The organism is Mesorhizobium sp. L-8-3, assembly GCF_016756615.1.
GTDB lineage: Bacteria > Pseudomonadota > Alphaproteobacteria > Rhizobiales > Rhizobiaceae.
Genome location: NZ_AP023262.1, coordinates 1,424,794 through 1,451,397 on the forward strand (window position 1 = coordinate 1,424,794; position 26,604 = coordinate 1,451,397).

At 63.9% G+C, this 26,604-nt stretch carries 26 protein-coding genes; 13 read left to right on the forward strand and 13 right to left on the reverse strand.

What is annotated here, in order from left to right:
• Positions 1 to 8 precede the first annotated feature (8 nt).
• From JN302_RS06570 to JN302_RS06580, 3 genes are read left to right on the forward strand one after another with little or no spacing between them, the layout of a single operon-like run.
• Positions 9 to 4,382: a strawberry notch family protein gene (locus tag JN302_RS06570; RefSeq protein WP_202332368.1), complete on the forward strand. Its 4,374-nt coding sequence runs from the start codon at positions 9 to 11 to the stop codon at positions 4,380 to 4,382.
• The gene (locus JN302_RS06575; protein WP_202332369.1) at positions 4,382 to 4,687 is read left to right on the forward strand and encodes a hypothetical protein; all 306 of its coding nucleotides are present in this window, start codon (positions 4,382 to 4,384) and stop codon (positions 4,685 to 4,687) included. Before JN302_RS06570 ends, JN302_RS06575 begins: the two co-directional genes overlap by 1 nt.
• Positions 4,687 to 5,820, forward strand: a complete 1,134-nt coding sequence (locus JN302_RS06580) for a DUF7146 domain-containing protein (RefSeq protein ID WP_202332370.1) — start codon at positions 4,687 to 4,689, stop codon at positions 5,818 to 5,820. Before JN302_RS06575 ends, JN302_RS06580 begins: the two co-directional genes overlap by 1 nt.
• On the opposite strand, the gene JN302_RS06585 is transcribed toward JN302_RS06580, so the two are convergent.
• From JN302_RS06585 to JN302_RS06625, 9 genes are all read right to left on the reverse strand, one after another.
• Positions 5,821 to 6,069 carry a DUF982 domain-containing protein gene (locus tag JN302_RS06585; protein WP_202332371.1) on the reverse strand — a complete coding sequence of 83 codons (249 nt, stop codon included), beginning with the start codon at positions 6,067 to 6,069 and terminating at the stop codon, positions 5,821 to 5,823.
• A 23-nt stretch (positions 6,070 to 6,092) separates the two neighbouring features.
• The gene (locus JN302_RS06590; protein WP_202332372.1) at positions 6,093 to 6,395 is read right to left on the reverse strand and encodes a DUF982 domain-containing protein; all 303 of its coding nucleotides are present in this window, start codon (positions 6,393 to 6,395) and stop codon (positions 6,093 to 6,095) included.
• Positions 6,396 to 6,699: 304 nt separating this feature from the next.
• Positions 6,700 to 7,653, reverse strand: coding sequence for an ABC transporter permease (locus JN302_RS06595; protein WP_202332373.1), 954 nt, complete (start codon positions 7,651 to 7,653; stop codon positions 6,700 to 6,702).
• The gene (locus JN302_RS06600; RefSeq protein WP_202332374.1) at positions 7,643 to 8,581 is read right to left on the reverse strand and encodes an ABC transporter ATP-binding protein; all 939 of its coding nucleotides are present in this window, start codon (positions 8,579 to 8,581) and stop codon (positions 7,643 to 7,645) included. Before JN302_RS06600 ends, JN302_RS06595 begins: the two co-directional genes overlap by 11 nt.
• Positions 8,578 to 9,765, reverse strand: coding sequence for a COG1470 family protein (locus JN302_RS06605; protein WP_202332375.1), 1,188 nt, complete (start codon positions 9,763 to 9,765; stop codon positions 8,578 to 8,580). Before JN302_RS06605 ends, JN302_RS06600 begins: the two co-directional genes overlap by 4 nt.
• Before the next feature lie 51 nt (positions 9,766 to 9,816).
• A complete protein-coding gene (locus JN302_RS06610) occupies positions 9,817 to 11,187 on the reverse strand; it encodes a DegQ family serine endoprotease (RefSeq protein ID WP_202332376.1) in 1,371 nt (456 codons plus the stop codon).
• A 104-nt stretch (positions 11,188 to 11,291) separates the two neighbouring features.
• Complete coding sequence (locus JN302_RS39010; RefSeq protein ID WP_244846224.1) at positions 11,292 to 11,429, reverse strand: hypothetical protein; 138 nt, start codon at positions 11,427 to 11,429, stop codon at positions 11,292 to 11,294.
• Positions 11,430 to 11,583: 154 nt separating this feature from the next.
• Entirely contained in the window at positions 11,584 to 13,212 is a 1,629-nt protein-coding gene (gene groL / locus JN302_RS06620; RefSeq protein ID WP_202332378.1) for a chaperonin GroEL, read from the reverse strand.
• A 57-nt stretch (positions 13,213 to 13,269) separates the two neighbouring features.
• A complete protein-coding gene (locus JN302_RS06625; RefSeq protein WP_202332379.1) occupies positions 13,270 to 13,584 on the reverse strand; it encodes a co-chaperone GroES in 315 nt (104 codons plus the stop codon).
• A 342-nt stretch (positions 13,585 to 13,926) separates the two neighbouring features.
• Here JN302_RS06625 and JN302_RS06630 point away from each other — a divergent pair, with 342 nt between their 5' ends.
• Positions 13,927 to 14,274, forward strand: coding sequence for a hypothetical protein (locus JN302_RS06630; protein WP_244846225.1), 348 nt, complete (start codon positions 13,927 to 13,929; stop codon positions 14,272 to 14,274).
• A 22-nt stretch (positions 14,275 to 14,296) separates the two neighbouring features.
• Positions 14,297 to 14,566, forward strand: coding sequence for an usg protein (locus JN302_RS06635; protein ID WP_202332380.1), 270 nt, complete (start codon positions 14,297 to 14,299; stop codon positions 14,564 to 14,566).
• Between the two features lie 26 nt (positions 14,567 to 14,592).
• Here the strand turns inward: JN302_RS06635 and JN302_RS06640 are convergent, their stop codons facing one another.
• Positions 14,593 to 14,808 carry a hypothetical protein gene (locus JN302_RS06640; protein ID WP_202332381.1) on the reverse strand — a complete coding sequence of 72 codons (216 nt, stop codon included), beginning with the start codon at positions 14,806 to 14,808 and terminating at the stop codon, positions 14,593 to 14,595.
• Between the two features lie 194 nt (positions 14,809 to 15,002).
• Here JN302_RS06640 and JN302_RS06645 point away from each other — a divergent pair, with 194 nt between their 5' ends.
• From JN302_RS06645 to JN302_RS06655, 3 genes are all read left to right on the forward strand, one after another.
• Complete coding sequence (locus JN302_RS06645; protein WP_202332382.1) at positions 15,003 to 15,473, forward strand: Hsp20 family protein; 471 nt, start codon at positions 15,003 to 15,005, stop codon at positions 15,471 to 15,473.
• A gap of 104 nt (positions 15,474 to 15,577) precedes the next feature.
• Positions 15,578 to 16,087, forward strand: coding sequence for an Hsp20/alpha crystallin family protein (locus tag JN302_RS06650; protein ID WP_202332383.1), 510 nt, complete (start codon positions 15,578 to 15,580; stop codon positions 16,085 to 16,087).
• 109 nt (positions 16,088 to 16,196) lie between these two features.
• Positions 16,197 to 16,538: an NADH dehydrogenase ubiquinone Fe-S protein 4 gene (locus JN302_RS06655; protein WP_202332384.1), complete on the forward strand. Its 342-nt coding sequence runs from the start codon at positions 16,197 to 16,199 to the stop codon at positions 16,536 to 16,538.
• Positions 16,539 to 16,590: 52 nt separating this feature from the next.
• On the opposite strand, the gene JN302_RS06660 is transcribed toward JN302_RS06655, so the two are convergent.
• On the reverse strand, positions 16,591 to 16,953 hold the full coding sequence (locus JN302_RS06660) for an SPW repeat protein (RefSeq protein ID WP_202332385.1): 363 nt from the start codon (positions 16,951 to 16,953) through the stop codon (positions 16,591 to 16,593).
• 537 nt (positions 16,954 to 17,490) lie between these two features.
• Positions 17,491 to 17,979, reverse strand: coding sequence for a tyrosine-type recombinase/integrase (locus tag JN302_RS06665; protein ID WP_244846227.1), 489 nt, complete (start codon positions 17,977 to 17,979; stop codon positions 17,491 to 17,493).
• Between JN302_RS06665 and JN302_RS06670 the strand changes: the two genes are divergently transcribed.
• Positions 17,925 to 18,212 carry a toprim domain-containing protein gene (locus JN302_RS06670; RefSeq protein WP_202332387.1) on the forward strand — a complete coding sequence of 96 codons (288 nt, stop codon included), beginning with the start codon at positions 17,925 to 17,927 and terminating at the stop codon, positions 18,210 to 18,212. The two genes, JN302_RS06665 and JN302_RS06670, sit on opposite strands and share 55 nt — an antisense overlap.
• Before the next feature lie 352 nt (positions 18,213 to 18,564).
• Positions 18,565 to 19,485, forward strand: a complete 921-nt coding sequence (locus JN302_RS06675; RefSeq protein ID WP_202332388.1) for a DUF2493 domain-containing protein — start codon at positions 18,565 to 18,567, stop codon at positions 19,483 to 19,485.
• Between the two features lie 534 nt (positions 19,486 to 20,019).
• Here JN302_RS06675 and JN302_RS06680 read toward each other — a convergent pair.
• The gene (locus JN302_RS06680; protein WP_446720713.1) at positions 20,020 to 20,418 is read right to left on the reverse strand and encodes a transposase; all 399 of its coding nucleotides are present in this window, start codon (positions 20,416 to 20,418) and stop codon (positions 20,020 to 20,022) included.
• A 264-nt stretch (positions 20,419 to 20,682) separates the two neighbouring features.
• On the opposite strand from JN302_RS06680, the gene JN302_RS06685 reads away from it, so the two are divergent.
• From JN302_RS06685 to JN302_RS06695, 3 genes are all read left to right on the forward strand, one after another.
• Complete coding sequence (locus tag JN302_RS06685) at positions 20,683 to 23,664, forward strand: molybdopterin-dependent oxidoreductase (RefSeq protein ID WP_202332389.1); 2,982 nt, start codon at positions 20,683 to 20,685, stop codon at positions 23,662 to 23,664.
• 9 nt (positions 23,665 to 23,673) lie between these two features.
• A complete protein-coding gene (locus tag JN302_RS06690) occupies positions 23,674 to 24,519 on the forward strand; it encodes a 4Fe-4S dicluster domain-containing protein (protein WP_202332390.1) in 846 nt (281 codons plus the stop codon).
• A gap of 141 nt (positions 24,520 to 24,660) precedes the next feature.
• Positions 24,661 to 26,571, forward strand: a complete 1,911-nt coding sequence (locus JN302_RS06695; RefSeq protein ID WP_202334216.1) for an acyl-CoA synthetase — start codon at positions 24,661 to 24,663, stop codon at positions 26,569 to 26,571.
• Positions 26,572 to 26,604: the final 33 nt, after the last annotated feature.

Here is a 26,604-nt window from a genome sequence, read left to right on the forward strand (position 1 = left end):
CTCTTCCCATGAACATGATGTCCGCCCCCCTGGCAATAGATCCGGCCGCCGACGCGGCCGCGACGATCCCGCTCGGCGCCGAAGCCGACACCGCCGCCGCCATCCTCGCGGCCGCGCAGATCCTTCTCCCCCACATCGAGCGCGGCCAGCGCATCGACACTCCGGCGCTGCGCCACGCGATGGAAACCGCCTTCGGGGCCTCCGATGCATCGGGCGCCTGGACCTGGAAGACCGCCTATGAGGCCTGCGAGGCAGCGACGGTGCTGTTCCTGCGCAAGTTCGGCAAGGCACTGTTGCGCAAGGCCGGTTCCCCTGCTGCGAGCCTGCCGCTGCTGACGAAGATCGCCGGGCTCATGCCGACTCACACGCGCCGCTCGGCCGAGAGCGAAGCCTTCCAGCAGTTCTCGACGCCCATCCCGCTCGGCCTGGTCGCTGCGACCGCCGCCGGGATCACCCCGGCCGACCGCGTGCTGGAGCCCTCGGCCGGCACCGGCCTTCTCGCCATCCTCGCCGAGATCGCCGGCGGCACGCTCGTTCTGAACGAGCTGGCCGAGACCCGCGCCAATCTTCTCGCTTCGCTATTCCCGGCTCTCCGGGTCACGCGCTTCGATGCGGCTCAGATCGACGATCACCTCGATCCGGCCGTCATGCCGAGCGTCGTGCTGATGAACCCGCCATTCTCGGCCATGGCCAATGTGGACACCCGCATGGCCGACGCGGCATTCCGCCATGTCGCGTCGGCGCTGGCGCGCCTTGCTCCCGGCGGCCGTCTCGTCACCATCACCGGCGCGAATTTTGCGCCCGACGCCCCGGCCTGGACGTCCGCCTATGCCCGCCTGCAGGAGCGCGGCCGTGTCGTGTTCTCCGCGGCCATAGACGGCTCGGTCTACGCCAGGCACGGCACCAGTTTCCCGACACGGCTCACCGTCATCGACAAGCTGCCCGCCGACGATCCGACCGGGTTTCCGGCCGCGCTAGGCGTCGTGCCCGACGCTGCGACGCTGATGGGCTGGGTGGCCGAGCATGTTCCGGCCCGGCTGCCCGTCGATCCCGCTGTTTCGGCCCCGGTCGCTGCGACGCCCGCACCGCGCACCCTGCGCGGTTATATCGCCCGCGCCGCCAAGGCGGTCCCTGCGAAGACGCCGACCGAACCCGAAGCCGTCGATCTCGACTACGAGACCCTCGAGTGTCAGGAAGCCGGGACTGGCCACATCAGCGACGCGATCTATGAGGAGTACGCGCTCCAGGCGATCCGTATCCCCAATGCGCAGTCCCACCCGACGAGGCTGGTGCAGTCGGCGGCCATGGCATCGGTCGCTCCGCCGAAGCCGCGCTATCGGCCCCGGCTTCCGGCCAATGCCCTCGACCTCCTGTCGGGCGCCCAGCTCGAAACCGTCATCTATGCCGGCGAGGCGCATTCCGAATATCTGCCGGGATCGTGGACGGTCGACGAGGCCTTCGATGTCGTCACGGCCGCCCGCGACGATGCGAAGAACGCCGTGCGCTTCCGGCGCGGCTTCATGATTGGCGACGGCACCGGCGTCGGCAAGGGCCGCCAGTCCGCCTGCATCGTCCTCGACAACTGGATGCGAGGCCGCCGCAAGGCGGTGTGGCTGAGCCGATCGGAAACCTTGCTCGAAGACGCGCAGCGGGATTGGTCGGCGCTCGGCATGGAGCGCTTGCTCATCACGCCGCAGTCGCTTTTTGCGCAGGGCAAGCCGATCACGCTGCCCGAGGGCATCCTGTTCTCGACCTATGCCACGCTCAGAACCGACGAGCGCGGCGACAAGGTCTCCCGCGTCAGGCAGATCGTGGACTGGCTCGGCGCTGATTTCGACGGCATCATCATCCTCGACGAATGCCATGCCCTGCAGAACGCCGTCGGAGCCAAGGGCGAGCGCGGCGACATCGCGGCTTCGCAGCAGGGCCGCGCCGGATTGCGTCTTCAGCACGCGCTGCCGAACGCCCGCATCGTCTATGTCTCCGCAACCGGCGCCACCACCGTCCATAATCTCGCCTATGCCCAGCGGCTCGGTCTCTGGGGCGGCGAGGATTTTCCGTTCTCGACCCGCGCCGAGTTCGTGGAGGCGATCGAGGCCGGCGGCGTCGCGGCGATGGAGGTGCTGGCCCGTGATCTTCGCGCGCTCGGTCTCTACACGGCTCGCTCGCTCTCCTTCGACGGCGTCGAATACGAGCTGGTCGAGCACGCGCTGACGCCAGAGCAGACCCGCATCTACGACGCCTATGCCGGCGCCTTCGCCATCATCCATAACAATCTCGACGCGGCGATGGAGGCGACCAACATCACTGGTGCGACCAGTGCGACTGGCTCATCCGGCACGCTGAACCGGCAGGCGAAGTCCGCCGCTCGATCCGCCTTCGAGAGCACCAAGCAGCGCTTCTTCGGCCATCTGCTTACCTCGATGAAGACGCCGACTTTGTTGCGCTCCATCTCACGCGATCTGGAGGAAGGCCATGCCGCCGTCGTGCAGATCGTCTCCACCGGCGAAGCGCTCACCGAGCGCCGCCTTGCCGAGGTGCCGACCGAGGAGTGGAACGATCTCAGGATCGACCTCACACCGCGCGAATATGTCGGCTCGTATTTGCAGAACTCCTTCCCGGTCCAACTCTACGAGCCCTTCACCGACTCGGAAGGCAATCTGTCGTCACGGCCGGTCACGCGCGACGGCCAGCCGGTCGAGAGCCGCGAGGCCGTCGCCCGTCGCGACGCGCTGCTTGAGAAGCTGGGGAGCCTCCCCCCCGTCCCCGGCGCGCTCGACCAGATCGTCCAGCACTTTGGCACAGACATGGTGGCGGAAGTCACTGGCCGCTCTCGCCGTATCGTCAAAAAGCGGAATACCAGCAGCGTCGACCGCCTTGTCGTCGAGAACCGCGCCGGCTCGGCCAATCTCGCCGAGACCGCCGCCTTCATGGACGATCAGAAGCGCATTCTGGTCTTCTCCGATGCCGGCGGCACCGGCCGCAGCTACCATGCCGAACTTTCCGCGAAGAACACGCGGCTGCGTGTTCACTATCTCCTCGAACCCGGCTGGAAGGCCGACGCGGCCATTCAGGGGCTGGGCCGCACCCACCGCACCAACCAGGCGCAGCCGCCGCTGTTCCGGCCGATCGCCACCAATGTGAAGGCCGAGAAGCGCTTCCTCTCGACCATCGCCCGCCGCCTCGACACGCTGGGGGCGATCACGCGCGGCCAGCGCCAGACCGGCGGCCAGGGCCTGTTCCGTCCCGAAGACAATCTGGAGTCCCACTATGCTCGCGACGCGCTGCGGCAGCTTTATCTGCTGCTGGTGCGCGGCAAGGTAGAGGGCTGTTCGCTGGAGACGTTCGAGGCGTCGACCGGCCTGAAGCTGATGGATTCCACCGGTATCAAGGACGGCCTGCCGCCGATCACCACCTTCCTCAACCGTCTGCTGGCGCTGACCATGGAGCTCCAAGGCATCCTCTTCACCGCCTTCGAGCAGTTGCTCAATGCGCGGATCGAAGGAGCGATTGCCAGCGGCTCCTACGATGCCGGACTTGAAACGCTGCGCGCGGAGAGTTTCGTCGTCACCGACCGGCAGACGATCTACACCCATCCGCGCACGGGCGCGGCGACCCAACTGCTCACCATAACGCAGCGCCAGCGCAACCATCCGGTCACGTTGGCTGAAGCGCTCGATCATGTCCGGGACCGTCGTGCACGGCTGCTCATCAACGAGCGGTCGGGCCGCGCCGCCGTGCAGATCCCGGCCGCCAGCGTCATGCTCGACGACGGCGCGATCGAGCGCCGCGCTCGGCTGATCCGGCCGATGGAAGCGCACAACGTTCCGCTGAAGATGATAGCGGAGAGCCACTGGGTCGAAGCCGACCAGGTGCTGTTCTCCGAGGCCTGGAACGCCGAGCTATGCGAGGTTCCGGAATTCGCCGACAGCACCATCCATGTCGTCAGCGGCCTGCTGCTGCCGATCTGGAAGCGGCTGCCGCATGAATCCACCCGCGTCTATCGGCTCCAGACCGATCACGGCGAACGGATCATCGGCCGCAAGGTCTCGCAGGCATGGGCCGCCAACGCGACTGCGACCGGCTCGTCCTCGCTGACGCCTGATGCTGCTTTCACCGCGCTGGTGGACGGCCGGACCATCCTCGACCTCGCCGAGGGCCTTCAGCTTCGGCGCTGCCGCGTCATGGGTGCAAACCGCATCGAGCTGTCGGGCTTCACCGACACGATGCGCGAGCGGCTCACCGCCTATGGTCTCTTCCACGAGATCATCTCGTGGAAGCTCCGCATGTTCGTGCCCACGGACGCGAAGGGCCCGGAGGTTGTCGCGAAGGTGCTCGAACGCTGGCCGGTCCAGCGCATCGGCGAGCGCGAGGCCGCGTGATGGCTCGTCACGACGCCTCCGAACTGGCGATCCGTCTCGGCCGGCAGGCCGAGGCGGTGTGTCGCCACTATCTCTCCAACGGCCGCCGCCAGGGTCGCTCCTGGCTGGTCGGCGATGTTCGCAACACGAAGGGGCGCTCGATGTTCGTGCGCCTCGTCGGCCCGGAAACCGGCAAGGGCGCTGCCGGTAAGTTCACCGAATATGCTGCGCCGAGGGTTATGTTGCGGTTCCGCGATTGGGCACTGTCCTGCGGGCGATTGACGGCTTTTACGCAACATAGCGTCAGCGCGCGGGAGGTGTCGTGATGCCCCGCGACGCTTCCGAATTGGCGCGTCGTCTTGCCCGCGACGCCGAGGCGGTCTGTCGCCATTACCTGTCCAACGGCCGCCGCCAGGGCCGCTACTGGACGGTGGGCGACGTGCGCAACACACCCGGCCGATCGATGTTCGTCCGACTCATCGGGCCGGGATCCGGTCCCGGCGCCGCCGGACATTGGACCGATGCCGCCTCCGCCGAATATGGCGATCTCCTCGACGTGATCCGCGAGAGTTGCGGTCTCGTCGACTTCCGCGATGTCGTCGATGAGGCACGACGCTTTCTGAGCCTGCCGCGCGCCGGACTGCGCCTAAGGCGCCTAAGCCCAAAGCCCGATCGCACACCCGTCCCCGTTGGGTCACCGGAAGCGGCGCAGCGGCTCTTCGCCATGTCGCAGCCGATCCGCCGGACGCTCGTCGAGTCCTACCTGCGCAATCGTGGCATCAAGGCTGTTCATGATGCGGGAGCTCTGCGGTTTCATCCGCGCTGCTACTACCGGCCGGATGAGCGTTCGCCGACCGAGACCTGGCCGGCCATGATCGCCGCCGTCACCAATCTCGACGGTCGCATCACCGGGGCGCATCGGACCTGGCTCGATCCCAACGGCTTCGATGCTGTCCGCCTCGGCAAGGCTCCGATCGACACCCAAAGGAAAGCGATGGGTGGTCTCCTCGGCCATGCCGTGCGCTTTGGCGTAGCGGGCGAGGTGATGGTGGCCGGCGAAGGCATCGAGACGATGCTGTCGCTGCGTTATGCGCTGCCTGCCATGCCGATGGCTGCCGCGCTCTCGGCCAACCACCTTGCCGCCCTTCTGCTCCCGCCGGCGCTGCGTCGACTCTACATCGCCCGCGACGCCGATGCCGCGGGTGACATCGCGCTCGCGGCATTGACCGAACGGGCCGAAGAAGCAGGCATTCAGGCGCTTGCCCTGTCGTCGCGGATGGGCGACTTCAATGAGGACCTGCGCACATTCGGCCTCCGCGCGCTCCACCGGACATTGTGTATCCAGCTCGCACCCCAGGATGTCGTTCGCTTCATGGGACCGGGAGCGGTCATGCGCGACAGGAAGCTCGGCTCGCTTTCCGGTTGCCAACCGTCGACACCTAAAGACTACCCTGCCTGACTAGCGGTGCGAGGCGATCAGGCCGGCACGGTGAGCCGCTTTGAGAAACGCCTTGCGCGCCTCCTGCGAACCACGCCAGCCATCCAGCGCATCACGGCAGATGCGATAGGCAGCCCGGTAGGATCGGCCGCGCGACCATTCGGGCCACTGGTCCCGCAGGCATTCCAGCGCTTCCCAAGAACTCGCGACCTGCCGCTCGGTTGACCCCAATTTCAGATGGACTGGCTTGGAAAACACAACGTCATTCATTCTCATCTCCACCGTCAGACCCACTACCGAAATGCGGTGCGTCGAGCGTTTCCTTCTTGACGAGCAGCGACAACGCCTTGCGGATCGGGCGCCAGGAGATCGTGCTTTCGGGCGAAGGCCACAAACAAGCCGCGGGCCGTCTCAGCCTCGATTTCACCGGAAAGCGCCGCCCGGCATGCCTTGAGGGCGAACGCGTGCGCGGCGTCCCTCCTCGATTGCGGCCAATCTTCCAGCAGCGCATAGGCTTCCTGAACAGTCCCGATCTTCGCCGGATACCCCATCCCAACGAGAATGGTCACAGCGGTCTCAAACCTGGCGTGTTGCATCAGTTCCTCCTTTCCGCATGAAGTCTTGTGGGACTGCGTCCCGTCGCATTGGCGCGAGAATCGCCGGATCGGCCCATGGGCGATGCGAATGCCTGCCCATCTGCCCTTGCAACTGTGCAAAGCGGCGGCGGTACCGCCAGATGCGCCTTGACCAGTGCTTCAAGCCACGCCGCTACCGCCAGAGGCGCGCGGCCCCGCCCGTTGAGCCAAGCCCCGACCTCGGCCGATTGACGTCCGAGCGCAGCTGCCAGGTCTGCTTCCGACCATCGCAGTATCTTGAGGCATTCGCGCAGCCGCCCCTGCATCATGCTCGCACCTCCTGTCTTTGAAAGACGACATAGGCGATGGTGAAGAGCAGGATCATGGCCGCGACCAGCCCCGACAGCTGCGGCCACACGATCAGCAGGCTCTGCTGTGTCGGCAACGGCGCTCCGATGACGGCGCCCGCGAGCTGGTCGTAGAACAGCGGTCCGACCGAACGCGCCGCCGGGTCGAGCAGCATCGCGGTTACTTCCCCGTAAAGCGTCTGCGGCGACAGCCGGGCGATCGCTTGCTGCGTTTCGAACTGCGTGAGGACGGTCATCGGGTCCAAGGGATCGATTGGCGCGATGGCTCCCGCGATGAGCGGCGCGATCATGCCCCAGAACACGGTGAGCACCAGCCATACCGATAGCGCGGCGAGCGCCGACGTGGCGGGCGAGCGGATCACGGTCGAAAACACGATCGCCAGCGCCAGCCACACGCCCGCATAGGCAAGCGTCGTGACCAGATAGGCGAGGCCGCGCACGACGTCGGCGCCGGAGGGCGGCAGCCCAAGGAACAGGATGCCGAGGCCTGTCATGAGCAGCCACAGCGTCAGCAATGCGATCGCGATGACCAGCAGCCCGCCGAGGAATTTTCCGAACAGCACCGCATCGCGATAGATTGGCTGCGCCAGCAGCCTGCTCATCGTGCGGCGAGAATACTCGCCATTGACGGCGTCGAACCCCAGCGCAATCGCCACGAGGGGCAGCAGAAAACCCAAAAAGGCGGCGAAGGACGGCAACGGCTCGCGGGCGACGGTCAGGAGCTTGAGGAACAGGAAGGGATCCTCGGCTGTCGTTTCGGTAATGCGACCGATCGCGCCATACACGGCGCCGATGGCGGTGAGCATGACGAGCAGCATGATGAGATGCATGCGGGCACTGGTCATATGGTCGGCGGCTTCCTTGAGCGCCACCGTCGCCGTGCCCTTGAACGGGGAGCCCTCACGCGTCATGACCGATCTCCTTGAAGTAGCGGTTGTAGGCCTGGTCGAGGCGGGCACGGCGCAGATCAAGGTTCTTCAGCGCGCCGCCGGCCTCGACGACCAGGCGAGCGAGTTCCGGCCGCACGTCACGCTCGGCTTCGACCAGCCAGTGTCCCGGGCGTCCCGGCACGATCGACTTCACGCCATCGGTCGACATCCCTGCGCTGGCGAGATCGATGCCGTTCGCCTCGACATCGATGACGAACGCGCCGCCGCCGATCTTGGCGGCGAGCTCCTCGATGGTTCCAAAGAAACCGATCCTGCCTTTGCTGAACAGGGCGACGCGATGGCAGACGGACTGCACGACGTCGAGCATGTGCGAGGAGAGCAGGATCGTCATGCCGTCGCGGCTCATGAACTGGATCAGGTCGAGCAGTTCCTGGGTCGATTGCGGATCGAGGCCCGAGGTGGGTTCGTCCAGGATGGCGACCCGGCAGTCGCGCATCAGCAGTTCGGCGATGCCGAGGCGCTGGCGCATGCCGCGCGAATAGGTAGCGACCGGCCTGTCGCCGACGTCTGTCAAGCGAACCTTGTCGAGTGCAGCTGCGATCCGTTCCTTGGCGAGTTCCTTGGACCGCCCGGCGAGACGCGCCGTGTAGGCCAGATTCTCGCGGCCGGACATCGCGTCGTAGAAACCCACAGAGTCCGGCAAGTAACCGACCTCCCGCTTCACATCGAGCGGCTGGCGCAGCGGATCCTTGCCGAGGATGCGCACGCTCCCATCGCTCGGCTCGGTGAGGCCTAGCAGCATCAGGATCGTCGTCGTCTTGCCCGATCCGTTGGGTCCGAGCAGGCCCACGACTTCGCCTGTCTGGACGGCAAGATCGATGCCGTTTACCGCCACCGCGGCGCCGTAGCGTTTGGCGAGCCCGCGGGCTTCGATGACCGTCGTGCTCATCGCCGTCCGTACCTCATCACCGCCATACCAAGGACGAGCACGGCAGCGGCGATGACGCCGAGCCCGGCCACGCCCCACAGGGTCGACGTGTTGACCGTCACGCGGAACTGCTGCGATTCCGAAACGCTGCCGCCGCTGGCGCGAACAGCGACCATGTAGTCGCCCGCGATCGCGCGTTCGGACGGCGTGATCTTGACGTTCACCTCGCTTGTCTCGTTTGGCGCCAGCATGTCGATGCGCTCCGGCTCGAACGCGACTTTCCAGCCGGAAGGCGGGGTTGCCGAGAGCTCGATATCGGAAGCAGGAGCGCTGCCGCTGTTGGCGAGCGTGAACGGGAATCTCGCCTCCTTGCCAGCCTCTGCCTGGCCGGAGAGCCTTTCCTGCGGTCCCGTCAAAGCGACCTCAGGCTGGCCAGTCACTTCGATGCTGAGTTCTGTGCTGGCGTTAGCACCGCCCCCCGAAACCTCCATGACGACGGGATAGCTGGCGGCTGGGACCAATCGCGCCGGCGTCACTTCCAGCGTCACATTCTCGCTGGCGCCGGCCTCGATCGGCAGGCCGGTAATTTCCTCCGAGCCATAGCCGCGCTTGAAGCGCGTCTGAAAGCCTTCGGGAGCATTTGCGGCGAGGTTGAACAGCGTCTCCTCCGCGCCGTTGTTCGTCACCTCGACCTTGAAGCTGAAGCTGGACCGCGCTGTCCCTCTCAACGCGGGCAGTTCGGGCTTGAGCTCCAGTCCGCCGTCGCCTTCATCCGACAGCTTCACCACGAGGGGCAAATCGGCGGTCTCGGCGCCGTAACGCGCTTTCACATCGATCGGAAAGCTCTCGCCGGTCGTCCCCGTCGGCGGGGTCAGCTCAAGCTTGACCTCTTCCGTGGCATTGGGGGACACGATGACGGCCCCGATGTCCCGATTCCCGCCCTTGAGCGACCATGTCCAGCCATCGGGTACGCCGGAAACCTCCAGAGATGCGCGCTGCGGCGGCAGGTTGGCATTGCGCAATGTGAGCGTGATGCTCTCGGTCTCGCCGGGGCGGATCGCCAGTTCCGGATGCGGCGTGGTCAGCCAGAAGCCTCTCAGTTCCGGCGGCTCCGGTGGCTGTTCCTGCGCAAGGGCCGGAACGGGTACCAGAGCCGCCGCCAATACCGCTACGGCGGCAATCATCCATTGGACAGTTTTTCTCATCGTCTTCTCCCATCGGTCGGCGTTTTCATCAAAATGGACGGGGCGTCCTCCTTATCGGATCACCAGGAACAGTTTCGCCCCGCCACGGAACAGGTCGAGCGCGATCGTGCCGGCGGCTTCGCGAAGCGTCGAGGTCAGTTCGGCAACGGTCGAAACAGGCCGTCGGTTGACGGCGACGATCACGTCCCCGGCGCGCAGGCCCGACTGCTCCGCCGCGCTGCCCTCCTCGACGCGCGCGACGAACACATTGCCTGCCGCATCCTGAAACTGCGCGCCCTGCAGGCGGTCGGCCTCGATCCCGGAGGCTAGGCCCGGGCCTTCGGTCTCGATGCGCACGCTGGCGGATTCTCGTTTGCCCTCGCGCAGATATTCGACTTCGACTTTCGATCCGACCGGCGCGAGACCGATCCGATAGCGCAGGTCGGCCGAACCGGAAATTGTTTGCTTGTCGACAGCGACGATGACATCGCCAGCCTGCAGACCAGCATCAGCGGCAGGGGAATCCTGTTCAACGCTGCCGACCACCGCGCCGTCGGTCTCGCTGATGCCGAGCGCCTCCGCCAGATCCGGCGTCAGATCCTGGATAGCGACGCCGATCCGGCCGCGGCGCATTTCACCATGTTCGACAAGCTGCTTCATCACCGACGACGCCATTGCGATCGGCACTGCGAAGCCGATGCCGACATTGCCGCCGGCGGGAGCGATGATGGCGGTGTTGATGCCCACCAGACGGCCGTCGGCCGTCACCAGAGCGCCGCCGGAATTTCCGGGATTGATCGAGGCATCCGTCTGGATGAAGTCCTCGTAACCTTCGACATTGATGCCGCTGCGGCCAAGCGCGCTGACAATGCCGGAGGTCACGGTCTGACCGAGCCCGAAAGGATTGCCGATCGCCACCACCGCGTCGCCGACCCGCAGGGTGTCGGAATCGCCCAACGGAAGCGCCGTCAGATTGCCGACCTCGATCTTGAGCAGCGCAATGTCGGTTGCCTCGTCGCTGCCGACAAGCTCGGCCGTGAAGCGGCGGCGATCCTTCAGCGTCACCGCGATCTCGCCGGCGTTGGCGACCACATGATGGTTGGTGAGGACGTAGCCCTTGTCCGCGTCGACGATGACGCCGGATCCGGCGCTCATGCGCTGACGCTGCTGTGGCGTCTGCGGCAGGTCGAAGAAGCGACGGAAATACGGATCGTTGAAAAGCGGATTGGTTTCTGCCGGCGCCCGCGAGGTGACCGCGATGTTCACCACCGCCGGCGTGATCTCCTCGAGCACGTCGGCGAGCGGACGGGCTTCCAATGACGTCTGCGGTGCGATGGTCGCAGCCGTCACCGGCGCGACACTGCACCCCGGAAAGGAAAGGACTGTGGCGGCGACCAGAATGGCGAAAAATCGGCGCGCCCGCCTTGGCAAGCATGCGATCATCGTCGAACTCCCGAAACGTCTCCGCTCCCTGTTCCGGAAGGCGGCCATCGGGTCGGCCGCCCTCGTCCATTGTCAATTCCACCCCACGACCGGGGCGGCGGTGCTCATGCGCTCCGGTCGCTCGATGCTCCCGCGGTCGACACCTGCTGTGCGGACAGGAACATCAGCGTGGATGCCACCGTGCGGCGCTGCCAGCCGGCCGCTTCGGCCCGATCGAGCAGGCTCTCGATCCAAGGCCTCATTGCATCCCGGCACTCCTTCTCATGCGCCAGAAAATCGCTGGCCGGGTGTATCGGCGGCGCGACGGTGTTGATACTTGGCATCACATTCATGACAACCTCAAAAAGTGGACGCCGCCCGCGCCCCCCAAAAAGGAGGCGCGGGTAATTCCGATCGTCAGAAGTCCATGCCGCCGGCGGGCATTGCCGGGGACGCCGGTTCCTTCTTCGGCTTCTCGGCAACCATCGCCTCGGTGGTGACCAGGAGGCCGGCGACGGAGGCAGCATCCTGCAGCGCCGTGCGCACGACCTTGGCCGGATCGATCACGCCCTGCTTGTAGAGATCGCCGAACTCGTTGGTCTGTGCGTTCCAGCCATGCGCGAACTCTGCCTTCTCGCGCAGCTTGCCGACGATGATCGAACCCTCAGCGCCGGCGTTCTCGGCGATCTGGCGTGCTGGGGCCTCGATGGCGCGCCGCACGATCTCGACGCCGGTCCTCTGGTCGGCATTGTCGACCTGAAGATTGTCCAGTGCCTTGGCGGCCCTGAGCAGCGCCACGCCGCCGCCTGGCAAAATGCCTTCCTCGACGGCCGCCCGGGTAGCGTGCAGCGCGTCGTCAACGCGGTCCTTGCGTTCCTTGACCTCGACTTCGGTCGAGCCGCCGACGCGGATCACCGCAACGCCACCTGCGAGCTTGGCCAGCCGCTCCTGCAGCTTCTCGCGATCGTAGTCGGATGTGGTCTCCTCGATCTGCGCCTTGATCTGGCCGACCCGGCCCTCAATCTCGGCCTTGCTGCCGGCGCCGTCGACGATCGTGGTGTTTTCCTTTTCGATCACCACCTTCTTGGCGCGGCCGAGCATGTTGAGCGTGACGCTCTCCAGCTTGATGCCGAGATCCTCGCTGATCGCGGTGCCGCCGGTCAAGATGGCGATGTCCTCCAGCATGGCCTTGCGGCGATCGCCGAAGCCCGGCGCCTTGACCGCGGCGACCTTCAGACCGCCGCGCAGCTTGTTGACGACGAGCGTTGCGAGCGCCTCGCCCTCGACGTCCTCGGCGATGATCAGCAGCGGCTTGGACGACTGCACGACGGCCTCAAGGACCGGAAGCATGGCCTGGAGGTTGGAGAGCTTCTTCTCGTGGATGAGCACATAAGGCTCTTCCAGCTCGACGCGCATCTTGTCCTGGTTGGTGATGAAATAGGGCGACAGATAGCCGCGGTCGAACTGCATGCCCTCAACGACTTCGAGTTCCGTCACCGCGGTCTTGGCCTCCTCGACGGTGATCACGCCCTCATTGCCGACCTTCTCCATGGCTTCGGCGAGGAAGCGGCCGATCTCGGTGTCGCCATTGGCCGAGATGGTGCCCACCTGGGCGATCTCGTCATTCCTGGTGACCTTGCGGGCGTTCGTCTTCAGCTCCTCGACGACCGCATCGACCGCCTTGTCGATGCCGCGCTTGAGGTCCATCGGGTTCATGCCCGACGCGACAGCCTTGGCGCCTTCCTTGACGATCGCCTGGGCGAGCACGGTCGCGGTCGTGGTGCCGTCGCCGGCGATGTCGCTGGTCTTGGAGGCGACCTCGCGCACCATCTGCGCGCCCATGTTCTCGAACTTGTCTTCGAGTTCGATCTCCTTGGCGACGGTCACGCCGTCCTTGGTGATGCGCGGGGCGCCGAACGACTTGTCGATGACGACGTTGCGGCCCTTGGGCCCCAGCGTCACCTTCACCGCATTGGCGAGAATGTCGACGCCGCGCAGCATCTTTTCGCGCGCTTCGGAATGGAATTTGACTTCCTTTGCAGCCATTGGATCACTCCTTCTGTAGGCAGTTTTCTCGACTGTTTAACTGGTTTCGCGGCCCGCTCAGGCGGCCTTCTTCAGCGAGGCGCTCTGCTCGATCACGCCCATCACGTCGCTTTCCTTCATGATGAGCAGGTCCTCGCCGTCGAGCTTGATCTCGGTGCCGGACCATTTGCCGAACAGGATGCGGTCGCCGACCTTCACGTCGAGCTCGACCAGCTTGCCGCTCTCGTCACGCGCGCCGGGGCCGACGGCGACGACTTCGCCCTCGCTCGGCTTTTCCTTGGCGGTGTCGGGAATGATGATGCCGCCGGCCGTCTTTTCGTCGGCCTCGATGCGGCGGACCAGGATACGGTCGTGCAATGGACGGAACGCCATGTCGTTCTCCTTCAGGACAAACAAGATTTTGAGGTTCCTCCACACCGGACCGGCAATATCGGGCCGGTGCGGGGCGCTGCGACCCCTCAATAGGCATCGCGCGCATTTCGAGCTAGTTTGCCGATTTTTCGGTTTCAAGAGGTCAAGCGCAAAAATTTTAGCGCTCGCAAGGGGAGAGTGCTACTGCGCTGGATTCATGAAGCTATTTTCTTCCCAAGTTCCGCGACGAAGGCTCTTGAAGTTCGTCGCGCTTTCGCCAAAATCTAGCCGCGGCAGGCCAGCCAATCGAGGCTGCCCAGCCAAACGCAAGCTGAAGGAGTTTTTGGATTCGGAGGACCATCGATGGAACGAGCCATCCCGACCATTATCCCCTCGATCGCCCCAGACACTTCTGACCTATTCCTCGACCGGCTGATCCACCCCGCACGGTTCTTCAGCGGCCCTGACGACGTGCTGCGGGATGACACGCTGGACATCCACGAAAAGCGCGCCATCCTCTCATCCTGGGCATCGGACGCCTGTGCGGTCGAATCGATACCCGCGCTGCGAAAGCCGCCGGGCGCAGCTGTTCCGGTGAGTTTCGACGCCATCATGGACGCCCTGCGCAGCCTGGATGATCCCCGGCGCGATAATGTTTCTCGCCGTGCTTCGCAGGCCGACGGAGAGGCGGTCAGCAGGCTCGATGCCTGAGCGGGTTTGAGAGGAGATACGCATGGTCAGCAGGGAATTCCGGCTGCAGATGGAACGCTACGGCCTCACCACCGCCGAAATCCACTATCAGCGGCCGGACCACCCGAGCTTGCTGCAACTCTACGTCTGGCAGGAATACGACCTGGCACCCGATTTTCCCACGCTGAGGGAATTCCTGGGCTTCTGGGAGCGCGAGCTCGAAGGCGCACTGCATTCCGTCCGCGTCGCCCACAATCGATTGATCCGTCCGGCCGAATGGCGCGCCGTCAACGGCATCATCGCTATCCACTGAAACTCGGGAGCCGCCTCCGGCTCCCACTACTCCTCATCCTCCGGTGCGAGGATATCGATCAGGGACGCGACCTGTGTCCCCGGCAGGGGGCGGCCTTCGCCCATCAACGCCTCGTCACTGTTAAGCCAGGCCAACGCCTCGCGAAGGTCCTGTAGCGTTGCGCCGGTCTCGGCTACCTCGGCAATCGTCGTGTCATCCACCGGTCCGAGCAGCGACACGATCTCATCCCTCGTCAAAGACATGATCTGTCCTCCGATTGAACGGGAGGAATGAACGTCGCCACCGGGATGTTGTTCCGTATCCTGTCGGCCCTTGACGCCCCGAAAGGCAACACCCAAATCACTGACGCCGGTCGCCTGACGGGACCGGCATGTCAGGGAGCGCCGGGCTTCTTGGCGCGCCCTCGTATCTATGTTGCTCAAAGGAGGATGTAGCTATGAGAACACACCTGGACTTCTCCCCTTTCTACCGGTCGAGCATCGGCTTCGACCGCATTTTCAACCAGCTCGAAAATGCCGCCAGTCCGCAAAACGGCGACAACTGGCCGCCCTATGACATCGCCAAGATCGGCGAGGAAGCCTATCGTATTGTCGTAGCGGTCGCCGGGTTTGCCGAGAACGAGCTTTCGATCACCCATGAGCGGAACCTGCTCGTGATCGAGGGCGCGAAGGCCGACGGCGAGCAGGTTCAGTATCTCCATCACGGTCTCGCCTTGCGGCCATTCGCGCGGCGCTTCGAACTCGCCGATCATGTCAGCGTGACGGGCGCGAAGCTGGAGAACGGCCTGCTTGTCATCGATCTCAAGCGGGAGATCCCCGAGGAGATGAAGCCGCGGCGGATAGCCATCAACGCGGACACGGGCAAGAAGCCCGCGTCGAAGCGCATCGAAGGCAACGTAGCGGCCTGACATTCATCACTGCCTGTTCCTTCACCTGTTGCATGCAACAGGTGAAGGAAGCGCGTTGCTAGAGAAGAAGGAGAAACAACGAGAAGCGAAGAAAGGAAATGACCATGAGCGTACGTGATCTGATCCCTTGGAGCCGGGGCAACAATCAGGCTCCGACCATTTATCGAGGCGGCGAGATGGACCCGTTCATGTCGCTGCACCGTGATGTCAACCGGTTGTTTGACGAGGTCTTCCGCGGCTTCGATACTCCATCGTTCTTCGGCCGCATGCGGGCCGGAAACGGTGGCTGGCCGAATGTGGAGATATCGGAGACGGACAAGGAGATCCGCGTAGCAGCCGAGGTGCCGGGCCTCGAGGAGAACGACATCGAGGTGCTGCTGGAAGACGGCGTGCTGACGCTTCGTGGCGAAAAGAAGTCCGAAACCGAAGACACCGGCCGCCAGTTCAGCGAGCGTTATTATGGCCGCTTCGAACGGCGCCTGGCGCTCGGCCGCGAGGTCGAGGAGGACAAAGTCGGCGCGACATTCAAGAACGGCGTGCTGACGGTGACCTTGCCGAAGACCGCCAAGGCGCAGGCAAACGCCAAGCGGATCGCGATCAACAGCGGCAACTGACCGCCGTTGCCGGCAACTCGCCGGGCGCGTCATCAGCGTGCCCGGCGTTGTCCGTCGAGCAAGGCCATGCTGACAATGGGCTAGCGGCGATTGTCGAGAGACCAAACCCTTGGCTTGCCGAGAGTTACCACCGGCCTGCTATCCTCCAGCCCAATCCGGCGCAACTCGCGCTCCCCTGGCGCGCATCTTTCGACCCTGTCGCTCTGTCTTGACGTCGGCAAGGGTTACCCGCCGGCCGTGGCTGCTATGCTTTGAGGGGCGGACGCCGCCCTTTGTCGAGCCTTTGATGGGCTACACCGGCAGCAGCGATACGCTCACACAGGTACAGTTGCAGTTTCCCACGCTTGAATCCGCGATCAACTACGCTGAACGCCAAGGCCTGAGTTTTACCGTCCGGCGAGATGTATCGGAACGACGTGACAAAGCAGGAATACCATCAACCATGAGATGAGAGCCCGCCGCTCTGGGCGGCGGGCTCCAGGCATGAGCAAGACCGCCGTGGGCTAGGCGTGGGCATGTGGATTCTGGCGATAGTCCCAAACTGCCCATGCGGCTATTGCGGCAACGAGCACGCCGATGACGACATGGGTCCACATTGCGCTGACGTTAGCCGCGAACCCCAGCAGCCAGGGTGACGCGATCAGCCAGAGCCCCAGGACCAGACTTGCCCATTCCTCCCACTCGGCGAACACCGACAATGTCGCAACCGCGAGTGCGCCCAAGGCAATGCCAACGATCCAGGCATTCCACGTCGGTGTGGCTTCTGGCGCAAAGCCGATCACCCATGGGGAGACAAACAGGCAAACCGCGAGGAGCAGGTTTATCCAGTCCTGTAATTTCTTGCCTTCCATCAGTCCATTTGCCATGACAACCTCCACGAAGAAGTTTGTTCAGAGCACTACTGTGCGGCGTGCAGAGCACGCTTCAACATTGCACGTAGTTTGGGGCAGGCCGGTCTTCAAGTGGCGGCAAACCCGCGAGATCTAGTCTTCGTAGCGAGTGTCCTCCTGCACTGTCAACGGAAAGCGCCAAGGACTTGTGGAGTTGCGGTCACGCGGCGCGCCGAATTGAGATTCCGTTGTCGCCATGCCGCTCGCTGGGCCACACGGGCCGCAAGCCCAAGACGAAACAGGGGGTGGCTGTTTCGGATCGCCTCCCCTACTGCCAGCCGTCATCAACCGCTGTACTGCCAACGCCATCTCGTGGCCAGCGGCCCATGGACTGCGTTTCTCGCCAGATCGTTTCCAATTCCTCTTCATGGTCGTGCACTGCCGCTGTCGCTCAACTGCCGATCGCAACGCGGAATGCACCAGAGAGATTGCGACCGGCCAAGATCGATTTGGGAACGGTTTCGGCCTGGGTCAAGAGTTCATGGAGCGCGCGTGGACGCGCTCGCCGCGAACTCACAACGATTTCAGAAAGGCCATCAGATCCTTGTCCTCCTTCCATGAGCGACCGCGTGGCTGACCGACTTCGCAAAGAGCTACGGCGTTGGCTTTCAGCGTCAGGTCTATTTCGGCACAAACGTTTGTGATGCTGATCGAGACATGGCCGAGCCAGGCGCGGATGGTGTTGATGTCCACGCCGGCGAGAACGAGGTGGCAGGCCGTTGCAAGCCGGATCACATGGGGGGTTATCGCTCTGCCGGCCAGGTCCGACACCCGGGCCGCGCAACGTTCGATAAGGCGATAGGCTCCGAAGCTAAAGGGTGTTCCGAGCCTGCTGGCAAATACGGTATCGTCGCGAGCGACCGAGGATCTCGTCTTGCCAGAACTCGTTCGGTTTCCGGCCGCAGTGGGCACTGCAGGGCCTTGCCGCCCGCCTGGGTATTGGCCCCATGCCGATGCTGGCGGCGACGTCTGCCGCCCACCTCGCCGCCGTCCTGTTCCCATTGAGCCTGCGCCGGCTCTATGTCCTGCGCGACCGTGATCCGGCCGGCGATCATGCGCGTGACAGGCTCCTGGAGCGGGCGGCAGCCGTCGGGATCGAGACGGTGGTGCTGTCGCCGCGGCTCGAGGACTTCAACGAGGATCTGCGGCTCTACGGTCCTGACGCCCTCAGGACTCTGATGCGGCCCCAGCTCATTCATGAGGATGCCAGCCGTTTCATGGCCCCGGCGGCATAGGTGGAATCGGTAACGAGCGAGCGGAAGGACCGCCGATTCCGGTTCGTTTTCGCGAGGCTTCCGCGGACGTCGCAGAGACCGCGTCCCGGCCTTCTTCTTCAGCGCATCGAGCCCACAGACGGCCCGGAAAGGCAATGGCCGCGCCTTGGCTATTTTCCGCCGGCGGCCGACCACCCCACGCGACCGGTCGCGTGGGGACCCCGGATCCGCCGCCTTTGCAGCGCGAGGCAAAATAGCCGTGCCCGGCCATCGGGGCCCTCGCGCGCGAGGGCTGCCTGTCCGGCCCGCCCGTGGGCTTTCGGCGCCATGAAGGCCGCGACGGTCGCGGTCAGACGACGAAGGAGCCACGCTGATGAGAAACGAACACGAGGACGGCTTCGAGCCTGACCACGCCTCATCCCCGACCAATCACCTCATCACCGAACTCCAGCTCTATGGCTGGCGTCCCTTCCAGGACGAGCCCGATCCGAGGCCGCTGCCCGAGGGCGGCGAGGTCGCGGGAGCCGTCGCCGACATCTTCAATGCCCTCATCGCCACCCTCGGCGACACCCGGCTCGAACCCGACCTCGACGAACTGCTCTGGGGAGCCGTCAACGTCTTCCATCGCGCCACCGGCCGGATCGAGCGCGAGCTCGAGGACAACGAGCAGGCGCAGCGCCGCCTCCAGCGCGAACAGGACGGCAGCGAGGTGAAGAGCGTCGAACTGGAGCGCTTCACGGCGGAAGGCCAGACGCTGATCGAGCGGCGCGACGCCTTCGAGCTGATGCGCGACCAGGCAGCCGAGCACTTCGAACGCCACACCGGAACGGCCTGGCGGCCGCGCTCCGGCTCGATGGTCAACCATCGCAACCTGACCTCGGCGATGATCGACTCCCGGGACTTCCTTGCCGCGAAGCGCCGGACCGAGACCGAGGTGATGCTGCCCGCCGGTCCAAAGGTCGCCTTCACCGGCGGTCTCGACTTCGACGACCACCGCCTGATCTGGGCGAGGCTCGATCAGGTTCGCGCCAAGCACGCCGACATGGTGCTGCTGCATGGCGGTTCGCCCAAGGGCGCCGAACTGATCGCCGCCAAATGGGCCGACAACCGCAAGGTGCCGCACATCGCGTTCAAGCCCGACTGGGACAAGCACGGCCGCGCCGCCCCCTTCAAGCGCAACGACGCCATGCTGGACACCCTGCCGGTCGGCGTCCTTGTCTTCCCCGGAACCGGCATTCAGGAAAACCTCGCCGACAAAGCCAGGAAGCTCGGCATCCCGGTCATGAGGTTCTAGGGCAGCGCGTGAGCGCTGCCCTCCGAAGGCAGAGGTCACAGGTTCGAATCCTGTCCGGTGCGCCAAAAATCGTTCTATTTCAAAGGCTTACTTTGCCTCCAAGGGAACCTTGCCTGCCGAGTGCAAGCGCCGCGTAAGCGACAAGCGTCGGCATTTCGCTGAAATTCAAACACTGGTCCTTGATGGGGCTAGTGCGCAAACGCCTGATTTGATTGTTAGACAATGCGCCGGACACGATCGCGGCTGCTTGACCGCTGCCCAAGAGGGCAGCACTCCAGACGGTCGTTTTTGGGGCCGTGTATGGACGGCTCTCCGTTGGCAAGGGTTGTTTGAGCTTTGCAGTTGCTGGTTGATGCGGCCATGTATCCGACCTGTAGGTGCGGCTTTCATATGCCGCTAGCCATAATACCATTCGCGCGCCTCAGGTCCCGATCGAAAGCACGCACTCGAAGTGCACGGCCCCAGTGGGTTTTCCTGATCCGGCGGTATCAACCGGCTTTGTGCATTAGCTCCTGTCCGCCCTTCCCAACCTCGTCAGCGATCGCTCGCCTTGTCTCGCTTTATGCGATAGTCGGCTCCCTGTAGCGCTCGCCGCTTGTCACCAATGCCCAGACCATCCGGGGCGGTCTTGTTAGCGAGCGCAACGCCTGCGACCTTGGTCGTTCGCCGAGCCATCAACTGCACGAGCCATGGACGTCTCGTCCCGTGCCGCTCAGCATAGCGGATGACCGACATTGCGCCGACCACGAGCAACTGGCGTAGGTAGCGATTGCCGGCTTTGGAGATGCTGCCGAGCTTGCCCCCGCTCGAGTCCTGCTTGGGAACGAGCCCGATCCAGGCCGAGAGGCATCGCCCCGACTTGAATGCGTGCGGATCGGCGACGGTCGCGACGAACGCACTCGCCAGGAGCGGGCCGACGCCCGGGATCTCCATCAACCTGCTCCGCGAAAATCCCGGGTCAACTCTCAGCGGAAATCAACACCCCGATTCCACAGTCATTGACACCTACCCGCTTTAGAGTTGACTATAAGGTCATTATGAGCATATAGTCACCGATAGTGGGATGGGCTTGGAGGAGAACCATCAGATGAAGCTGCCAGCCTTGCGCGATGGCGCGATCAGGTCGTTTTTTTCCGGCGTCTACGTCGAACACTCAGACTCGCGGACCGCAACGACATGTCAGCCATAAGATCTGGGATGAATCGGCAGGTTCTCAGAGCCATCCTCTTTGCCCTGCCCAAAGTGATGAACCTCACCGCCTCCCGCGTTCCGGCTTTCGCCGAACGGTTGAAGCAGCGCGATATTGTCGCCTGGATCGGCCTCCAGGACGGCAGTATCGGCCGCATCGTGGAAATCAAAGGCGGCAGATTCCGCTCCCGTGCAGGTTCGGCGGCTGAGGCGGAAGTTGCTATGTCCTTCAAGGATGTGGCGACCGCGCTGAAACTCCTGATGCCCAATCGCAAGCAGTTGGAAATCATCCACGCGGCCAAGAACTTCAAGGTCGTGACCACGGGGCCGGACGATCTGGTGGTCTGGTTTGCGCAGACGCTCAACATGAGCGAGACTGCGGGCCTGTCCATGGGGACGCCGATGCCCGACGGTAGTCGGCGGTACACGACCTGCACCAACGGCGGTCCCCTGTTCGTTTACGTCAAGGACGGCCGGATCCTGCGGGTTACTCCCTTAGAATTCGACGGCAGCGACCCGTCCACCTGGGTGATCGAGGCCCGTGGGCGCAAGTTCAGCCCGCCCCGCCGCGCGCTGGTAGCGCCCCACGCCCTGACAATGAAATCGCTGGTCTATTCGGACAAGCGCATCCTTTATCCAATGAAGCGGGTGGATTTCGATCCCAATGGCGAGCGCAATCCCCAGAACCGCGGCAAATCCGGCTACGAGCGGATCAGTTGGGACGAGGCGCTGGACATCGTCGCCAAGGAGATCAATCGCCAGAAGCGCGCGCACGGGCCCGGCTCCATCACGTTCCCCATGTCGTCCCACCACCAGTGGGGCAATGTGGGGTATTACCTCAGCTCGCTGATGCGGTTCGCCAACCTGATCGGCTTCACCCGCGTTGCCGCCAACCCGGACAGCTGGGAAGGGTGGTACTGGGGCGCCATGCACCATTTCGGCAATTCGATGCGTGTTGGAATTCCCGCCGGCTACGGCGGAGTCGAGGATTGCCTCAAGGAAGCCGAGATGATCGTCTTCTGGTCCAGTGATCCCGAAAGCACCAATGGCGTCTATGCGGGCTTTGAGGGCACGCCGCGTCGGCTCTGGGCCAAGGAACTCGGCATCGAGTTCGTGCATATCGACCCGCATTGCAATCCGACAGCCCAGCTGCTGGGCGGACGCTGGATTCCCGTGCGACCGCAGACCGACCCGGCCCTGGCCCAGGCGATAATGTATGTCTGGGCCACGGAAGGCCTTTATGACCAGGACTACGTCGCCACCCGCACCACCGGCTTCGACGAATGGAAGGCGTACCTGCTGGGCGAGACCGATGGCGTCCCCAAGACACCGGAATGGCAGGAGGCCGAGACCGGCGTCCCTGCCAGGGACGTGCGGGCCCTGGCCCGCAAGTGGGGCGGCAAGAAGGTCTATCTTTCCGCCGGCGCGGCCGGCACCGGCTTCGGCGGGGCAGGCCGCGGCGCGAGCGGTGCGCAATGGGCGCGCTGCATGGTCATGATGATGGCGATGCAGGGCTGGGGCAAGCCTGGCATCAATTTCGGCGGCCTCCAGATCGGCGTCCCGCACGATCTGCACTTCTATTTTCCGGGCTACGCGGATGGCGGGATCTCGGGTGACCTCGCCTTTACCGGCAATGCGGTGAACAATTATCAGCGCATGCCGCACATCCTGACGATGAATCCGGTCAAGCAGATGGTGCCGCGTCAGCAACTGCCGGACGCCATCATCAACGGTGAGGCCACCGGCTATCTCTGGGACGGCATGGCCCAGGAGGCCCAGTTCGCGCCCTTCACATATCCCATGCCGGGCTATTCGCCGATCCGCATGATCTACCGTTATGGCGGATCGGCTATGAGCACAGTCACGAAATCGGGGCGCTGGGTGGAAGCCTATCGGCACGAGAGCATCGAATTTGTGGTAAACCAGTCGATCTGGATGGAGGGCGAGGCGCAGTTCGCCGATATCATCCTGCCGGCCTGCACGTCATTGGAGCGCTGGGACATCGGCGAATGGTCGAATTCCGGAGGCTACGCCCATCACGGTGTCAACGTCGTCAACCATCGCGTTGTCACCCTCCAGCACAAATGCATCGAGCCAGTGGGCGAGTCGAAATCCGACTACGACATCTTCACCGCCATCCTGTCCCGGCTGGGCCTGGGCGCGGTCTTCACCGAGGGCTGCAATGAACTCGATTGGGTCAAGCGAGTATTCGATTCTTCGGACCTGCCCGACCATATTTCCTGGAAGAAATTCTGCCGCAAGGGTTACCTTGTCGTGCCGCCCGAAAAGCCGGAGTTGCGCCAGCCTGTGGACATGCGCTGGTTCGCCGAGGGCCGTCGGAAGGATTTGCCGGAACCCGCTCCGATGCCGTCGCAATATGCCGAAGAGTTCGGCGTGGGGCTTCAGACGCCGAGTGGCAAGCTCGAATTCGTGCCCGAGATGTTCAAGCGACACACGGCGGACAATCCCGACCGTCCGGCGGTCAACCGCTACATCCCGTCCTGGGAAGGGCTGCGCAATACCGAACTGGCGGAGCGCTATCCGCTTCAGATGATCGCAACGCACAGCCGCTACAGCTTCCATACCAGCATGGACGGCAAGAACAGCGCCGTCAATCAAGTGGAAGACCACCGTGCGCAGATCGCGGGCCATCGCTTCTGGCTGCTGCGGCTGAATACGGCCGATGCAGAGGTCAGGGGCATTCGCCATCGCGACCTCGTAAAGATCTTCAACGACCGAGGAGCGATCATCTGCGCCGCCGATGTATCGCCCCTGGTGCCCGCGGGTGTCGTAAAGTCCTACGAGTCGAGCGCTGAGTTCCAACTCATCGAAATCGAAGGCGAATCGGTCGAAATCGGCGGCTGCATGAACATGCTTACCTCTGACCGGCCGCAGGCGGTCGGCACCAGCAGCATGGCTCCCAATTCCTGCCTTGTGCAAATCGAGAAGTGGCGGAACGCCGAGGCATTCAAGACGGCCCGCGCAGCGTAGGAGGAAGCCATGAGCAAGTGGAACCTGATCATCAATGTTGGCCGTTGCGAGAACTGCCACAATTGCGTCATCGCAAACCGGGACGAACATGTCGGAAACGACTTTCCAGGCTACGCGGCACCGGCCGCGGCCGTCGGCGATAGCCCCATCCGCATCCTGCGCCGCACGCAAGGCAGCGCGCCCATGGTGGAGACCACCTACCTGCCGGTGATGTGCAATCACTGCGACGACGCACCCTGCATTCGCCGTGCCGGCGACGCCATCCGCAAACGCGACGATGGCATCGTCATCATCGATCCCGTGAAATCGCGTGGCCGCAAGGACATCGTCCGCTCCTGCCCTTATGGCGCAATCGTCTGGAACGAGGAGCAACAGGTGCCACAAACATGGTTCTTCGACGCCCACCTGCTGGATCAGGGATGGGAACGGCCCCGCTGCCAGCAGAGCTGTCCGACGGATGTCTTCGAGGCGGTGAAACTTGATGACCCCGTGATGGAGAAGAAGGCAGAAACGGAAGGGCTCAAGGTGCTCAAGCCCAACCTCGCGACCAAACCTCGCGTCTGGTACCGGGGTTTGGAGAGGTGGGAGACATGCTTCGTCGGCGGCAGCGTCAGCGCCGAAATTGCCGGAGTGGTGGATTGCATCGAAGGAGCAGAGGTAACCCTTTCGCAGGGCGGCACCTGCATCGCGAGGACCGTTACCGACGGCTTCGGCGACTTTCGCTTCGGCAATCTGGCCGGAGATGGGGGCACATATCACGTCGAAGTGACCCATGCCCATGGCAGCGTCAGGCGCGCCTGCACCCTGTCCGAGAGCATCTATCTGGGAGAGTTGAGGTTGACCCGTTCCGGCTAGGTCTACGAGTGCAGAGCGGCTCCGAGAGTTCATGCTGGGGCTGCATCGACGTGTTCTTGCTCTAATGCGGAACGAGGAAAAACTCTTTGATCTGCTCACGGTCGCAGACGAGGAACGCTGGCCATTAGGAGGAAGGTGACAATGCTCGCAACAACCCCCTACGACTTCGGGCGTCCGATTGTCGCTCTGCGCGATGTCGAGGCGTTCGAGCAGGTGCCACTTTCGGAGCGCGGCTTGCCCGGCAGCACCTACGAAGTGCTGGCACGCGGCGCCGCTATAGCGCCGGATCAACCTGCGCTTTCCTTTTTTCTGCGCGCCGACGATTTCCGGGATCCCTTCGTCTGGACGCATGCAGAACTCCTCGCTGACATCACGAGAACAGCCAATGCCTTTCGGCGGCTGGGAATAGGTCGCAACGACGTTGTCGCCTTCGTGCTGCCCAACCTGCCTGAAACGCATTTCGTGATCTGGGGCGGCGAGGCGGCGGGCATCGCCTTTGCGATCAATCCACTTCTGGAAGCGGAACAGATCTCCGAGCTTCTCGTCACCGGGAAGGCAAAATGGCTCGTCACTCTGGCCCCATTTCCGGGAACCGACATCTGGCAGAAGGCGATCAAGGCCGCGGCGAATGCGCCTGACCTGCAAGGGATTCTGACCGTCAGTCTCGCCCCGTATCTCGGTAACTCCGCCGCCGACGTGCCCCAGGTCTTCGACGGGGTCGCCGTTCCGGTTCTCAGCCTGCGCCAGGAGACGGCCGGAGAACCTGGAGACCGCTTGACCTTCGCGACGCCCAAGGCTGAAGACACTTCCTCGTACCTGTGCACGGGCGGCACGACCGGGCTACCCAAGATCGCCGCGCGCACCCACTTTTCAGAAGTGTTTGATGCATGGTCGAGCCGATCCTTCATTGGCGACGCCTTCGCACCAGGCAGGACGATTTTCTGCGGTCTGCCGCTCTTCCACGTCAATGGGCAGTTGGTGACGGGGTTAGTCCCCTGGGCGCAAGGCGCACATGTCGTCATGGGGACGCACCAGGGCTATCGCGGAGAGGGAATTATTTCATCCTTCTGGGAGATCGTCGAACATTATCGCATCGTGGCCTTCTCGGGCGTTCCGACTGTGTATTCCGCACTGCTGCAGGTGCCGGTCGGCGGCCGCGATATTTCAAGCATCCGCTACGGTTTTTGCGGCGCTGCACCGATGCCCGTGGAGCTGTTTCGCAATTTCGAAAAGGCGACGGGAGTTCGCATTCTGGAGGCATACGGCCTGACGGAGGGCGCCTGCGTTTCCAGTGTCAATCCTCCCGAAGGCGAACGACGCATCGGCTCGATCGGCCTGCGCCTCCCCTACCAGAAAATGGCAGTGGTCAGACTCGACGATTCCGGCGACTTCACCGGATTCGCCGGGACGGAAGAGGTCGGCGTGCTCGCAATCCATGGGCCCAATGTCTTCGCCGGTTATATCAATCCCGAACACAACAAGGGTCTCTGGCTTGAGATCGACGGCGACCGCTGGCTGAACACCGGCGATCTCGCCCGCCAGGATACGGACGGTTACTTCTGGCTGACCGGTCGCAAGAAGGAGCTCATCATCCGGGCCGGCCACAACATCGATCCCAAGCTGATCGAAAATGCAGTGCAGGATCACCCGGCAGTGCAGCTCGCCGCAGCGGTTGGAAGACCCGATGTGCGCGCCGGGGAACTGCCGGTCCTCTATGTTCAGTTGAAGCCGGAGACGACGGCATCGGAGGCGGACCTGCTTGCTCATGCCGTCGGCCGTATTCCAGAGCGCGCTGCACATCCCAAATCGGTCCGGATTCTGGCTGCGCTGCCCATCACATCCATCGGAAAGATCTTCAAACCAGCGTTGTCGATGCTGGAGATCGAGGATGTCGTACGCAAGGAGGCAGCGTCGGTGGGCGTGAAGCTCGAATCGCTCTCGGTCGTTCAAGATGCCCGGCTCGGGTTGCTGGCGACAATTGCAACTGAGGGCGATCCGCGCCTACTCCGCGAAAAGCTGGGTCGCTACGCCTTCAAGGCGCAGTTCCTCTGAAAACTCGAGCAGAACAGGACGTCAATCATGGCG

What these genes read in the sequence shown, in the direction of transcription:
- JN302_RS06570 (WP_202332368.1), top strand. Translation starts at nt 9, where the DNA reads ATGAACATGATGTCCGCCCCCCTGGCAATAGATCCGGCCGCCGACGCG.
- JN302_RS06575 (WP_202332369.1), top strand. Translation starts at nt 4,382, where the DNA reads ATGGCTCGTCACGACGCCTCCGAACTGGCGATCCGTCTCGGCCGGCAG.
- JN302_RS06580 (WP_202332370.1), top strand. Translation starts at nt 4,687, where the DNA reads ATGCCCCGCGACGCTTCCGAATTGGCGCGTCGTCTTGCCCGCGACGCC.
- JN302_RS06585 (WP_202332371.1), bottom strand. Translation starts at nt 6,069, where the DNA reads ATGAATGACGTTGTGTTTTCCAAGCCAGTCCATCTGAAATTGGGGTCA.
- JN302_RS06590 (WP_202332372.1), bottom strand. Translation starts at nt 6,395, where the DNA reads ATGCAACACGCCAGGTTTGAGACCGCTGTGACCATTCTCGTTGGGATG.
- JN302_RS06595 (WP_202332373.1), bottom strand. Translation starts at nt 7,653, where the DNA reads ATGACGCGTGAGGGCTCCCCGTTCAAGGGCACGGCGACGGTGGCGCTC.
- JN302_RS06600 (WP_202332374.1), bottom strand. Translation starts at nt 8,581, where the DNA reads ATGAGCACGACGGTCATCGAAGCCCGCGGGCTCGCCAAACGCTACGGC.
- JN302_RS06605 (WP_202332375.1), bottom strand. Translation starts at nt 9,765, where the DNA reads ATGAGAAAAACTGTCCAATGGATGATTGCCGCCGTAGCGGTATTGGCG.
- JN302_RS06610 (WP_202332376.1), bottom strand. Translation starts at nt 11,187, where the DNA reads ATGATCGCATGCTTGCCAAGGCGGGCGCGCCGATTTTTCGCCATTCTG.
- JN302_RS39010 (WP_244846224.1), bottom strand. Translation starts at nt 11,429, where the DNA reads ATGAGGCCTTGGATCGAGAGCCTGCTCGATCGGGCCGAAGCGGCCGGC.
- groL (WP_202332378.1), bottom strand. Translation starts at nt 13,212, where the DNA reads ATGGCTGCAAAGGAAGTCAAATTCCATTCCGAAGCGCGCGAAAAGATG.
- JN302_RS06625 (WP_202332379.1), bottom strand. Translation starts at nt 13,584, where the DNA reads ATGGCGTTCCGTCCATTGCACGACCGTATCCTGGTCCGCCGCATCGAG.
- JN302_RS06630 (WP_244846225.1), top strand. Translation starts at nt 13,927, where the DNA reads ATGGAACGAGCCATCCCGACCATTATCCCCTCGATCGCCCCAGACACT.
- JN302_RS06635 (WP_202332380.1), top strand. Translation starts at nt 14,297, where the DNA reads ATGGTCAGCAGGGAATTCCGGCTGCAGATGGAACGCTACGGCCTCACC.
- JN302_RS06640 (WP_202332381.1), bottom strand. Translation starts at nt 14,808, where the DNA reads ATGTCTTTGACGAGGGATGAGATCGTGTCGCTGCTCGGACCGGTGGAT.
- JN302_RS06645 (WP_202332382.1), top strand. Translation starts at nt 15,003, where the DNA reads ATGAGAACACACCTGGACTTCTCCCCTTTCTACCGGTCGAGCATCGGC.
- JN302_RS06650 (WP_202332383.1), top strand. Translation starts at nt 15,578, where the DNA reads ATGAGCGTACGTGATCTGATCCCTTGGAGCCGGGGCAACAATCAGGCT.
- JN302_RS06660 (WP_202332385.1), bottom strand. Translation starts at nt 16,953, where the DNA reads ATGGCAAATGGACTGATGGAAGGCAAGAAATTACAGGACTGGATAAAC.
- JN302_RS06670 (WP_202332387.1), top strand. Translation starts at nt 17,925, where the DNA reads ATGCCGATGCTGGCGGCGACGTCTGCCGCCCACCTCGCCGCCGTCCTG.
- JN302_RS06665 (WP_244846227.1), bottom strand. Translation starts at nt 17,979, where the DNA reads ATGGGAACAGGACGGCGGCGAGGTGGGCGGCAGACGTCGCCGCCAGCA.
- JN302_RS06675 (WP_202332388.1), top strand. Translation starts at nt 18,565, where the DNA reads ATGAGAAACGAACACGAGGACGGCTTCGAGCCTGACCACGCCTCATCC.
- JN302_RS06680 (WP_446720713.1), bottom strand. Translation starts at nt 20,418, where the DNA reads ATGGAGATCCCGGGCGTCGGCCCGCTCCTGGCGAGTGCGTTCGTCGCG.
- JN302_RS06685 (WP_202332389.1), top strand. Translation starts at nt 20,683, where the DNA reads ATGAATCGGCAGGTTCTCAGAGCCATCCTCTTTGCCCTGCCCAAAGTG.
- JN302_RS06690 (WP_202332390.1), top strand. Translation starts at nt 23,674, where the DNA reads ATGAGCAAGTGGAACCTGATCATCAATGTTGGCCGTTGCGAGAACTGC.
- JN302_RS06695 (WP_202334216.1), top strand. Translation starts at nt 24,661, where the DNA reads ATGCTCGCAACAACCCCCTACGACTTCGGGCGTCCGATTGTCGCTCTG.